Annotated in this window: 17 protein-coding genes and 2 pseudogenes; 2 read left to right on the forward strand and 17 right to left on the reverse strand. The window is 37.6% G+C overall.

Annotation, left to right across the window (positions count from 1 at the left end; all coding sequences use genetic code 11):
* The first annotated feature begins 233 nt into the window (after positions 1 to 233).
* Complete coding sequence (locus DBR40_RS24395) at positions 234 to 563, forward strand: hypothetical protein (protein WP_124562339.1); 330 nt, start codon at positions 234 to 236, stop codon at positions 561 to 563.
* 2 nt (positions 564 to 565) lie between these two features.
* On the opposite strand, the gene DBR40_RS24400 is transcribed toward DBR40_RS24395, so the two are convergent.
* The 17 genes and pseudogenes from DBR40_RS24400 to DBR40_RS24470 all read right to left on the reverse strand — a co-directional run bounded on the left by DBR40_RS24400 (position 566) and on the right by DBR40_RS24470 (position 11,068).
* Positions 566 to 766, reverse strand: coding sequence for a hypothetical protein (locus tag DBR40_RS24400; RefSeq protein ID WP_124562340.1), 201 nt, complete (start codon positions 764 to 766; stop codon positions 566 to 568).
* Position 767: 1 nt separating this feature from the next.
* Positions 768 to 983, reverse strand: a complete 216-nt coding sequence (locus DBR40_RS24405) for a hypothetical protein (RefSeq protein ID WP_124562341.1) — start codon at positions 981 to 983, stop codon at positions 768 to 770.
* Positions 980 to 1,369, reverse strand: coding sequence for a hypothetical protein (locus tag DBR40_RS24410; RefSeq protein ID WP_124562342.1), 390 nt, complete (start codon positions 1,367 to 1,369; stop codon positions 980 to 982). The genes DBR40_RS24405 and DBR40_RS24410 overlap by 4 nt, the downstream gene beginning before the upstream one ends.
* Complete coding sequence (locus tag DBR40_RS24415) at positions 1,369 to 1,635, reverse strand: hypothetical protein (protein WP_124562343.1); 267 nt, start codon at positions 1,633 to 1,635, stop codon at positions 1,369 to 1,371. Before DBR40_RS24415 ends, DBR40_RS24410 begins: the two co-directional genes overlap by 1 nt.
* 5 nt (positions 1,636 to 1,640) lie before the next feature.
* Positions 1,641 to 1,823, reverse strand: a complete 183-nt coding sequence (locus DBR40_RS24420; protein ID WP_124562344.1) for a hypothetical protein — start codon at positions 1,821 to 1,823, stop codon at positions 1,641 to 1,643.
* A 40-nt stretch (positions 1,824 to 1,863) separates the two neighbouring features.
* A complete protein-coding gene (locus DBR40_RS24425; RefSeq protein WP_124562345.1) occupies positions 1,864 to 3,882 on the reverse strand; it encodes a DNA cytosine methyltransferase in 2,019 nt (672 codons plus the stop codon).
* A complete protein-coding gene (locus DBR40_RS24430; RefSeq protein ID WP_199748421.1) occupies positions 3,872 to 4,567 on the reverse strand; it encodes a hypothetical protein in 696 nt (231 codons plus the stop codon). Before DBR40_RS24430 ends, DBR40_RS24425 begins: the two co-directional genes overlap by 11 nt.
* A 73-nt stretch (positions 4,568 to 4,640) precedes the next feature.
* Complete coding sequence (locus DBR40_RS24435; protein ID WP_233603982.1) at positions 4,641 to 6,899, reverse strand: PriCT-2 domain-containing protein; 2,259 nt, start codon at positions 6,897 to 6,899, stop codon at positions 4,641 to 4,643.
* An 87-nt stretch (positions 6,900 to 6,986) separates the two neighbouring features.
* A pseudogene (locus DBR40_RS27070) lies at positions 6,987 to 7,202 on the reverse strand (DNA translocase FtsK); the annotation flags it as partial.
* A gap of 84 nt (positions 7,203 to 7,286) precedes the next feature.
* Positions 7,287 to 7,778: pseudogene (locus tag DBR40_RS27075) on the reverse strand (BT4734/BF3469 family protein); the annotation flags it as partial.
* Between the two features lie 121 nt (positions 7,779 to 7,899).
* Complete coding sequence (locus DBR40_RS24440) at positions 7,900 to 8,163, reverse strand: hypothetical protein (RefSeq protein WP_233603980.1); 264 nt, start codon at positions 8,161 to 8,163, stop codon at positions 7,900 to 7,902.
* 122 nt (positions 8,164 to 8,285) lie between these two features.
* Positions 8,286 to 8,609: a DUF4406 domain-containing protein gene (locus tag DBR40_RS24445; protein WP_124562348.1), complete on the reverse strand. Its 324-nt coding sequence runs from the start codon at positions 8,607 to 8,609 to the stop codon at positions 8,286 to 8,288.
* Between the two features lie 73 nt (positions 8,610 to 8,682).
* Complete coding sequence (locus DBR40_RS24450; protein WP_124562349.1) at positions 8,683 to 8,886, reverse strand: hypothetical protein; 204 nt, start codon at positions 8,884 to 8,886, stop codon at positions 8,683 to 8,685.
* The gene (locus DBR40_RS24455) at positions 8,886 to 9,266 is read right to left on the reverse strand and encodes a hypothetical protein (RefSeq protein WP_124562350.1); all 381 of its coding nucleotides are present in this window, start codon (positions 9,264 to 9,266) and stop codon (positions 8,886 to 8,888) included. Before DBR40_RS24455 ends, DBR40_RS24450 begins: the two co-directional genes overlap by 1 nt.
* A 495-nt stretch (positions 9,267 to 9,761) precedes the next feature.
* Positions 9,762 to 10,178, reverse strand: a complete 417-nt coding sequence (locus DBR40_RS24460; RefSeq protein WP_124562351.1) for a hypothetical protein — start codon at positions 10,176 to 10,178, stop codon at positions 9,762 to 9,764.
* Between the two features lie 3 nt (positions 10,179 to 10,181).
* Positions 10,182 to 10,754 (reverse strand): helix-turn-helix transcriptional regulator, encoded by a 573-nt coding sequence (locus DBR40_RS24465; RefSeq protein WP_124562352.1) that lies wholly within the window; start codon positions 10,752 to 10,754, stop codon positions 10,182 to 10,184.
* The gene (locus tag DBR40_RS24470) at positions 10,751 to 11,068 is read right to left on the reverse strand and encodes a hypothetical protein (RefSeq protein ID WP_124562353.1); all 318 of its coding nucleotides are present in this window, start codon (positions 11,066 to 11,068) and stop codon (positions 10,751 to 10,753) included. Before DBR40_RS24470 ends, DBR40_RS24465 begins: the two co-directional genes overlap by 4 nt.
* 58 nt (positions 11,069 to 11,126) lie before the next feature.
* On the opposite strand from DBR40_RS24470, the gene DBR40_RS24475 reads away from it, so the two are divergent.
* The gene (locus DBR40_RS24475; protein ID WP_124562354.1) at positions 11,127 to 11,519 is read left to right on the forward strand and encodes a helix-turn-helix domain-containing protein; all 393 of its coding nucleotides are present in this window, start codon (positions 11,127 to 11,129) and stop codon (positions 11,517 to 11,519) included.
* The last annotated feature ends 288 nt before the right edge of the window (positions 11,520 to 11,807 follow it).

Here is an 11,807-nt window from a genome sequence, read left to right on the forward strand (position 1 = left end):
TGGATAACGCTGGATAGTATAGGAATGATTTTTAATGATGATTGGATAGTGTAAGTAGTTAATATATAATAAGATAGTTAAAAAAAAATAAATACTATCCACACTATCCAGTGCTATATTTCATTTTCTTAAAAAATTATTCAATTAAAATTATTTTACTGTAAATGAATGTCTTAATCGTTTTCCTTGCCCAATAAATTGAAATTACTAAAATAATTAGCAAATTTTGTATTATGGAAAGCGACTGGAAAAAAAGAATGGGCGGTGATTCAGAATATAATGCAAAGCGTGCCATAGCAAAGGATGCATATAACGCTGGTTGTATTATCTATTCCACCGGTTCAGGCAAATGGTATACGCCTGAAGAGTTCATGAATACTGAAAGTGAGAAGGTGTCAATACACCGGGGAAAGGATGATGGTAGAAAATTTACCATAATGACCATAAAGGCAGGCGTGCAGAAAAAGCTGGAAGCCCTGAAATATGCGGAAGCAGATCTGCAAAACTTCATGGGCCGTATGCTGGCCTATTCGGAGATAGTGCCAACACGGAATAAAAAATAAAATCAGTCTTTAAAAATATAGATCACCCCCAGGGCAATTTTTTCAGTTAACCAGGCTACATCAGTTTCTTCATTGATCCAGTGGAATATCCATCCGTTATCGGTAAGCTGAAAATAGTGGTAGTTAAGATTCCGTTTACCATCTAGGGTAAACGGATCTAAGGTGGTAGCCTGTTGAACTAATATTTCAATGGTTCGTATCATTTTACAATTCCTCAAATAAATTTGTTGTATTTATAATGTTTGCACTATCCCTGGATTTTCCATCCCTGATAAATAAACCATCATACATCAGCGCCTCATAATTTGCTTTTGACAAATAAAAGATACAGCTTCTGCCATCGAAAATCAGGCAGCATTCAATGATGTTGTCATTGTTCTCAGCCGTACCTTTAACGTCAATCTGTAGTTTCCTTCTCATTTTATACGTTTTAAATATTCATAATCTACTTCAGAGCTTAAACCGGTGCCGTCTGGGTGTGGATCATGAGCCAGAGTTCCGTTTTTGTAAATAACTATATGGTTAAAGTTTCCCCTTGGAGACTGCCCTGAAACCATATAGTATTCGTTGCTGGCCTCGCATTCCTCTTTAGTGGAGATCTCATAAGAAAAACCTTTGTGTTCTAACCAGGCACAAAGAACTTCAAACCAGGCATAGCAATCATACAGCTCTTCTATATTGGGCACCTGGTTAAGTGGAACCTCTACCAGTGAAGCAATACATGCAGGAAAACAATTCCCTCTTTCGATTTTCGTAATACCGTCTAGGGCATACTTTACGAACTTATCTTGAAATACAGGTTTCATTAGTTTTTCTTTTTAAATGGCCTTCCAATTTCTTTAAGCCGTTTTTTATTGGCTCTGATATTATTACCGTTTTCGATTTCAATCAGTAAATCTTCCTCTTCATTGTCAATGTCAACTTCATGATCTTCAATGTCACCACAGGATTTACAGATTACCGTGTTCGGGTACCATTTATTGGAAGCCGATCCGCTATTCAAATCAAACCAGTCCCCGCAATTATTGCAGGGACATGGCATTTCCATTTCTTCAAAATCTTCGTCGTACATATTACTTACGGTTTAGATAATTTTTCAATAATGAAGTCTGCTAATTCTTCAGTTTCTTTCTCTGTTTCCTGCGGTTGAACCATGCAGATGAACCGTTTAATGGAAAATACATTACCTGGCTTTTTTTCGCCTTCAATGATGTAAGTACCTTTTCTGTCTGTTTTTTCTTTGATAAATTGTGTTTTCATTTTGTTTTTGATTTTAGTCTGGTTTTAAAATAAATGTCTATTAAGCTGCTATTCTTCTAATCTCTCTGAGTTTAAACCCTAATGCCTCTGCCCAATATTTTACCACATGAGGCACGACACTGTTTCCGATCATTTTTTTATGATCAGTTTGGTTTCCAACCATTTTATACGTCTTAGGAAAACCTTGGATTGGGAGTAGTTCAGAAACTTTTAACATCCGCATTTTTATGTCAGCTAGTCCATACATGGCCATGAATTTTTTTATCCTGATCATTACCGCACTGTCATCTTCATAAATGGGCACGCATACATTATTATCAATTGTAAATTGTACCAGGTAGAGGGGTGCTTTATCTTGCCTTGCCACTATAACTACACAAGGAACCTCCGTACCGGTGCAGTGGCCACGATGGGAAGGATTCAGAATAAAGGGCTGGCAATTAATCAATCGATGTTTGTCGTTTGGCAATATTGATCCGGCAGGTTGTTCTATGGATTGATACTGATTTGAATTTCCGTTTCCTGAAAATGTTTTATCAAAAAATATAGGTTGAATTTTAGAGATCGTATCTACCGTTCCCAATGTCCTGGCAGGCTCTTCTATACTTGCCAACTCGCCACCACTGCTATAATACTGAGCTAAAAAAGCGGGATTAACAATATATGGATGATGTCTGCTGGCAGTTAGAGTTTGTGCGGGATCATTTATTGAACTACCAACATTTTTAAAGTTTGTATTCATGATGAACGGCTGGCATGTGACTAAAGAATGATTGCAAACGGTTGGGATTGTACCTGCCGGGCCTGTAACCGGAATAACTTTTCCTTCAGGCTTACCTGAATATGCTTTTGAAAGGAAATACTCGCATTTAATAAGCGATTGGCCGTCTTTAGTTCGCAATGTGGCCGCAGGATCTTCAATAGAATTTACCATATTACCCGCTTTCCCTGAATAGTATTTGGCTATAAAACATAAACCAGTTCTATTTTGACAAGGTATAGCCGGACTGGGATTTTCAACAGACATTACTGAATGTTTCCTATCTCCATTTTGCGCCATAGAGTTATATTTTAAGAGGAATGCTTCCTTTCCACCGGCAACAAACTTTATTAAGCCGGCTTCAATGCGCTCCAATGATGCATCCACAAGTGGCTTTTTCCTGTTGAAAATACTAATTCCTTCATCTTGAAAATCAAGAACATCCTTAACAGCTTTCCATTTATGTTGCACCCCGAAGAGACCATTGTTAACCGGTGTTTTTGCATGGGTTGATTCGGGCCAAACAATAGGTAATCCTTCCTTTGCGAAGCAGCCAAAAAGCCTGTTTCGTGATGTATATGCGCCATAGTTCGCACTATTTAATTGCCGCCACTCTTCCCTATATCCAAAGGTTTTTATATGATTACACCATCTCAAATAATCTTTACCACTGTATTTGCTTTCTGGAATCCAGAGATATTCTTCCTTTCCTGTTTTTTTATTGATTCCAGTCTTAAGCTCGGTATTAGCGTATATACCCTCAGATTTATTCTCTTTATGTTTTTTCTTGGCCGCTATCCGTAAAGGCCCCCAGCTCATAAATTCAACAACATTTTCAATTTTAAAATAATCAGGGTCTAAAGCCTCTATGTAACGATCCATGTGATCGGCTAATGCTCTACTGTCTGCATCTCTGGGCTGGCCTCCTTTTGCTTTGCTAAAATTGGTACATTCAAGTGATGCCCATAGTATGACTTTAGCATTTGGATAGAAGGCACGATATATTTCGCCTAATCTAATTAACCGAACCATTTCTGGTGATTTGAAAAGTATACCGTGTATTACTTTGCCATACATTAAAGTGATGTCCTCGTTGAAATGTTCAACTTCAGGATGATTTAGCCAGTGGGAAGTGATAGCTTTCTCATCATGATTTATAGCGGCAATTACAATGGCTTTAGCCTCGGATAATGCAAATCCGGATGAAGTGCCCCCGAATCCGGCAAACTCATCATAACATAAAAACTCAACCTCATCAGCGTTAAGCAAACCGATTTCCTTAGTAGTATCAAATAACATCAGCCATCCTCCTTATTTTTTCAGGAACACAGTTCCATCCGTTAATAGTCAACACTTCAAATTCTACCACCCACACCCAGGGATTAGCATCCCAGCTATTGATTCCATTAATCGATTCCCATAGGCTGTAAAATGAGGCAACTGGATTGTCTGTAGCAGTATCATTGTTTAGATAGTTATAGTAAACAGGGCAGGTGCCTCCTAATATCTTAGTGGGATCTATTTGCTTTATACCTTCAGCTTTTGCATCCGATTTTGATATCTGTTTAAGCCTTTCTATTCGTACATTCAAAATTTGCAACCAGATCCGGGCAGCAGTTTTAGGTAGGTGTATAGATGGCCTCCATTTCTCATAGTCAATGATTTTGTAGCATGTTTCATCTGGAACGGATTCACCAGTGGCATTGTCAATAAATTGATAGTTTAAACTTTCAGGGCCAAAAGGCTGGCAGTACCTGTAATTTTCACGCACCCAAAGCAAATCACCAGGTTTGCCATAAGGATGAGGAAATAAATCCGCGAACTTGGAATACATATCATCCAATGTATTACAGGTCTTTACATTGGCTATTCTGGGCATCGGCTTAACGATTCTCCTTGTCATAGTCTTATTGCCGGAAATGATTGCTCTAACCATTTCGGAACTAAATAAGATTGGCGAAATTTTTTGTGATTTTTTGTTCATTTTTGTCTCTGATTATTATTGATCGAATGCGATTGCCCTGGCCACGAACCGGGGCTTTTGCGTTAATTGATTTTTAAAAAGGTGAAGGGCCTGAAGGTTTACTGGTGATTCTTGTCTTTACTATTGTAGCAGGAATTGTTTGCAGGATCATTTCTGTTTGCTCAGGTTGAGGTGTTGCAACAGGGCTTTCTATATCATCATCAAAAGAAACCCCCATGATTCTGGCTTTCTGTTTAAATTCTTCAGCACTGGCCGCTTTGATCAGGTTGATGCCTATTTCCTTGTATTTAAAAACAAAGCTCCACCGCTGGCCACCGCCAAAGAATTTTTTTTCTCTGGAAATAAAGCTTCTGGGATCATTCTCTAAATAATTCTTAAGGGTAGCCTCATCCAATACGCCAACATCTTTCCTTTTGCCCATAGCTTCAGCATAGTGCTGGTATACATCCTGTACCCGGATGTATAGTTTTGAATCTTTAATTATAAAGTGTCTATCCTCTGAGATAACACCCTGTTCAAACAGCATTTCTACTATGCTCCACCATTTACCAATACTATCGCTACCACGTAATACAAAGAATTGCTCCAACAGTGTTTTTCTGCATAATTCCCTGAAATCAGCCACGTTAAACGGAAGAGTTTCAACTTCCTTCATTAAGCTGCACATAGCAACTAAACAGGCATAATTATTTATAAATCGATCATCAACCTCATGGTTATTTACCAGTTTTGATAAAGTTCTTTGCTCGGCTTTAAATTCCTCTTTATACTTTTCATTGATGTAGGTGCGGTGTTTTAGCAGATACACTGTCAATGCGCTTAAGCCACCAGCTTCCAGATCCTTTAATTCATTGAATAGCCTGGCAGCTGCATCTGATTTTATTGGCTTCTGGGTGATAACCAAAATGAAACGGCTGAATAGGGCCTCTTCAACTATGGGCATTTCTTGACCTGATACAATGATTGCGCTATCTATCCGGGTACTTTCGGTTTGAAATGTATTATCCTTTTTACCACGTTCGTAACCGATACGGTCATAAAGGTTTTTAAGCGATTCAATGAAATTGGGTTTTAAGGTGTTTTTGTATTCATCCAGCCAGTTTAAACCATTACTGTACTGGCCACTTTTACGCATAAAACCAACTACAGTACTGGCACCACCGAGCATTAACTGTTTTTGTCCATGCCCGTAAAGCTTCATCAGGCTTTCAATTAAAGTACCCTTACCGGTTCCTTTCTGTCCGTAAACATTTAGCATCGGCAAACGGTCACCCATTGCCTTAAAAACGATATCAGAGAAGAGGGCCACAATGTAAAACATCAGGGAAAGCTGGCCATTTTGTCCATAAACCTTTTCATATAAATTAGCCCAGTCCTTAAAGATTACATCAGATTTGATATAGACAAAACGTTTATCGTTTACATACAGATCCTCTTTATCCTTAAACATGGAAGCCATCGCAGGGATAAAGAAGTTAAGCGGCTGCATTTCATCATCTACCAGCCTGTAATGTTCAACGATGCCCAATTCATCAGCTGGCACAAACTTGTTTAAATGGCAATCAAATATGCCATTGGCCCAGGCAAAGAAGTTGTACCACTTATTGTAACCTAATTGTTTTACCAGTTCTGTTTTTCGCTCTTCACGTTGTAATTTATCCTGTAACCTGCATAAGTCGGAATCAGCACCTTTGAAAATAAAATTTCCTTCCCTGGCAATGATTTTTTTAAATGAACCGGCACTAACAAAATCATCCGTATTCATTTTGATTACCACGTCATAGCCGAAAATATTTTTAATCTGGATTAGCCTGTATGCTTCATCATCACTGGTTTTAACGTGGTAAACGATGCGCATTTTAAAGTTCGATACCTCAACCTTTTTACCTTTATCGTTCATTGACCAGTAAGTGCCACCATTTTCATAGATGCCGTATTTGATCAGATCATCAACCTGCTCATCACTATCCAGCAAATCCCTGTAAACAACCTCTTCCTTTGCTTCAGATATTGTTTTAGGCATTTTAACCTCTAAACCATAATCTTTTGCTATGCTGAAAAACTTTGCAGGTGTTTTGAAATTCCCCTTTTGTAGGGCATCATTAAATTTTTCCTGTGCTTTGTCGTAATCGTAATCCGAATACTGTTTGCTTACCCGGTGGAAGAGATCCCGCCCGTCTTCCCCAAACGTGGCTAGGCTGAAAGCAATAAGTTGCCAATCAGTATAGTCACCAGTTAAGTCAATATTTCTACTTTCTGCCTGTTCAACTACATATATGGCCCGTTGTAAATTCTTACTTAGCGTAATTTGCTCACTTGCAGATAGTGGCACTTTTTTTACTTCAGTCTCGTTTTCTCTGGGATCAGATTCAGAAGCAGTTGTTTTTACTGTAACATCGTTAGCACGATTTAAAAATTTTTCTAAAATTCTTTCTAAAGAGTATTCATCAGGTATTAAAACTTCTCGGGATGCAGCTCCATTGAAAGGGCCTAAAATACCAGCTGATTCCAATTGGTCTATTATCCTTCCTGCTCGGTTATAGCCAAGCTTTAATTTACGCTGAAGTAAAGAGGTAGATCCATTCTGGTGCATAACTACCAAACTTGCTGCATCTGTAAATAGAGAATCTGTTTCATAACTTTCAGATGATTTTTTTGCATCTTCAGCCTGTTTGATAATGGGTTTATATAGTTTAGAATCAGGATTGTAAAAAATATCAGGATCATAGCTTACAAAGCATGCCCGGCAAACGTCTTTACCTGATTTATCCTGTTTTAATTCAAAAATACCATCAGAAAAAAAGTGTTCAAGGGATAGGATTGATTCAGCATGAAGTTTAGGATCGATTTTAACCAATACCTTTAAGCCATCACCAGAGGGAGAAATAAACGCTGCAAGTGTGAACTCCCATGATGCAAAGTGCTTTTTAATTTCAGCGGGGTCATTAACATGATCAAAATCTAAAACTACAATGCCACTATGTTTAATCAGTTGGGCGGAATGCCTTTTTTTAAATGTCCCGGAGAAGGTAAAATAATCCAATCCGGTTTTTCTAACCGATTTGGTAACCGGGTTTGTTTCGTTTCTTAATTTTTCAACAGCTTCTTTATAGGTATCACCTTTAATCAGCTCAATTGCTTTTTCAACGGTGATATCGCTTGAAGGTGTTACTTTTTTTATACCACCTTTATAATAGGAGAATTTATTCATTTGTTATTTATCGGCTTGGTAAGGCTTAGTTTTACATTTTGGGCATGATACTTCTAACCTGGCATCATATTCTTCACCACATCCGCACGTGTACCATGCTTCGTGGTTAAGTAAATAGAGATTAAGGTGCATTGCTTCCTGTTTTTGGTTCTCCGAGTTGCAGGGTGACTTTCTTTTCCAGCATCAAATAAGTTTCCTTGTATTTCGGATCACTTTTCATTAAATCTGCATGGCTGTAAACTGAGCAGGTAACAGTTGAATGATCCCTGTTAAATACGGCAGCAGCTTCTTTTCTGGACAGCTTTCTATTGTATAAAAACATGATCTGATAGGCCATCCTTCTGGAATCTACAGCACGCCTTCTTTTAGTTGGGGATATCATCACATGAAGCCGGACGTTTAAAATCCCGCTTACTGTTTTAGCTATTACTATGGGATCTATGTTTTTGTAACACACTTTACTGAAAGCGGAATTCATGCCTTGAAAGGCTACTGGTGTGCAAAATATCATGGCTGTATGCATTTTAAGAAGAGATCGATGTTAAATACTTCCATGCCGATACCGAATGCCAGCTGATATTCAACCGTGGCACCAGTGCTGCTTTGCCAATCATCCAGTAGAATAACCGTATCGCAATCCATCAGCGCAATGATGCACCTGCGCATGCATTGGTTCCATTCATCTTCCTTCAGGTCGTAACAGATTTCATGAGGATTAACCACTATATACCCTAAATCCCTAAATGTTTTGGTAGCATTTGCGAACTTGGTGCGGTTTAGATCTGGCTTTCCAGTTATGGCCCCGCTGATGTAAAGTTTTGGCTTATTCATAATTTTATCCAACTTTGTGTTACAATAGATTATACAATTTCATTAGCCCTGGCCTCTAACCAGGGCTTTTGATTTACTTGGTGTTTAAGATTTTATTTATTGTGTCATCGAAAACGATTTCCAACTTTTTTGATATTTCCAGCACTTTCTTTGCTTCAGCGAAATCACCAGGATTCTTGGTCTTTTTAGCCTTAGTGATAGTCTGGAAATAGATTTTTTGTGCATTTCGCATTTGTTCAGCTTGAACAGCTACATTAAAGAGTGATAATTCAGCCATTACCAATTAGAATTAGTTGAGCCTGTATTATTTGGTGCTGATGACTGTGCCGGTTTATCATCAAAAACCTGGATTTCATGCAGTTTAGCATTGATAATCCAACCTTCGGTATTGTCGGTCTTACGGGTGAATTTCTGGCCATTCACATAAACAATACACTTTGCCTTTTTACCCTGATGGTCACGGGTCATGTTCAGTTTTGAAACATTATCACCCAAAATGTCCAATGGCCATTCCTCATCTTGACCTTTTTTGTCCCCGAATCCGTCAACATATCCTGGTACTTTAAAAATGATAGTTTGTTTTGCAGTGTTTTTTTCGCCTACAGTTTCGGGCTGATTAACAGTTAGGATGTAGCCCTTAAGTTCAATTTTTGCCATTTTGATTTGATTATTATGTGATTGATTAAAAATTATTTTTTAGTAGTCTGTATACTGACCAGGCAAAAGATGCTATCAAAAGCAACAGGATGCACAAGTCGAATAAATCTTCCATATTGGTCAGTTTGGTGGTTAAAAACTCCTGCACACACACATGCAGGAGCTATTGGTATTATGGTTAAAGAACTAGCTTCAATTCGATTAGGGAGTAAGCACCCTTTTTGTTTTTTTCCCGGCAACGGCCACCGGGATAGCCAAACCTCTAAAAACTGCTACCGTTGAATATCTTTAAGTAATTGCTCTGTAGTTATGCCTTCGATGTAACACTTATCCATCATGTTCCTGAGCGATTTTTGAGCTTCAATCGTTCCAATCAATTCTGCGGCTAAGTACAATTTGCCTCGACCAGAGGCGTTGCCTACAGAACAACGTAACCAGCATATTATGCTTTGATTTTCTCTGTATTCCTGCAACAGAGTAGTTATGAAGTACCCGTTAATCATGATTCTGGTTATTATTAGTGTAGTCGGTGCAGAAGTCGAGAATGGTTAAAATGTTCTTTTTGTAGTAGGAATAGCACTTACTGCTTTCATTTGGGGCAATAGATTCAAATTTATCCCTCTTCCTGTTTACAAAATCACACACATAGGATAAGCTTCTTAATTTAACTTCAGCTACCCAGGACGCATAAAGGTTGATTTGAAACTCAGCACCCGGTAGAGCATGGCTTCTTTGGTTTAACCATGATGTCAATTTCTCAACGATATAATTTCTAGAACGAAAATTAATCCTGCCTTTGGCATCATCCATTGAGTTTAAAGTGATGTAAGGTTTAGTTTCTACATTTTCACCAGGTTCAACAAACCTTAAGAATACAAAACCATTTTTGGGTACTAACTCTGCTATTATCATAACCTATATAAGTTTATACTGATATGCTAAAACTGATAGAGCTGCCTTGCGTTGTAGGCCGGATTTAAGGCATAAGCTATCTTTGTGAGACCTTAATGTATCTTGGGCGATGCCCAGAACTTCACATATTTCTTTGTCTAATAGACCTAATCCAATTTGTCTTAAAACTTCAATTTCCTTTTTGGTTAGTGTTCCGTTTTCCAATACAATAGAACTGCATAGCTTTCCTTCATAAGCGCATCGGCCTCTACGACCACAATCAACATACTCAGCGGGCTGAACCTTACCATCTAAACAGATATCAGGGTTGTTATCGAAACCACCAAACCTACATGCTATATATTGCCGCATCTGTTCCCCAGAATCTGTTATGTCCCATTCAGCAAGGGCTTTCATTGCTTTAGGATTGGATGCCATATCGTTATCTATGATTTCAATAAGCTCAGGTGGAAATTCTTCAAACTTCCACACACGTCCTTTATATAGAGCCTTTACTTCATGTTCATGGATGAAGAATTCAGCAGAATTATCCATCAAACCGGGTGGAAGAATTTGTTTGTGGTCTATTAGGTTCATAATTCAGCAGCTTTCTTTTTTTGTGAACCTACTTTTTTATTGAATTCAGCAATAACTTCGAATGCAGCGTCGATAACTTCAGGCCTGTAACGTTGCTGAATAGTGAATACCTGAGATATTTGATTTTTACTTAGATGGGGAAGTTTTTCACTAATCAGCCTATATCCATGCGATATGCTAATTGGTAGAGCCATTTTTATTTTCTCTCTTTCTTCTAAAGTAAGTGTCGCACTTATATGTGATTGTGCACGTAATTCTTTTGTCATTCCTTTGTACATGAAAATTATGTCACAATGATCTGAAATATAATTCATATAATGAAAATTTATTCATTGTGAAAGGAAAACAATTACATATCTATTTGATACTCAGATGAAAAAAATTGCCAACTTTTGTGTTGTGAAAGACGTAATAAGAAAAATTTTACAGGATGAACTGAAAAAGCCGGGGAGGCCAAGTCTGCAAGATTTTGCAGGTTCACTCAATATATCTTATAGAACCCTGTATAATGTTATGCAAGGTAAATCGACTTTAACATTTGAGCAGGTTATGAAAGCTGGTGAAATATTAGATATTGACATAGTTGCTAAGTATAATGGAAATCAAAACATTACCTATGAAAATACTACTAATAAAATAGAATCAGATTTCATGACCATAACTCTAAATATAAAGGGGCCGGAGCAAAATGTTTTAAACAATATTTCTTCTCTTTTAAAAGAAATTAAAGAGAAAGCCACTCAATTTGGCTTATTAATTAATTAGCAATTATTTACATGAATGAAATTTCATATAAATAATTCAAATAATGCAAATATTAACTTTAGAATAAAAAATAGATTAGTTAAAATGAGACAATATCCTGTAAAAATGACTGTTCGTTTGAACCAGGTTTAAACATCAATTTATAACTTATTCAAAATGAGGCTTTATCAGTGCTGAAATACCTCCGGCGCTGGGTACGGAAAAGCCTTAGAGAAATCTAAGGCTCTTTATTGTGTATAAAAACTCATAGGTTTTTTCGGATTTGGGCTTTTATTCGAAGACCTATGA

Origin of the sequence: Pedobacter sp. KBW01, from assembly GCF_003852395.1 — a bacterium.
Classification (GTDB): Bacteria; Bacteroidota; Bacteroidia; order Sphingobacteriales; family Sphingobacteriaceae; genus Pedobacter.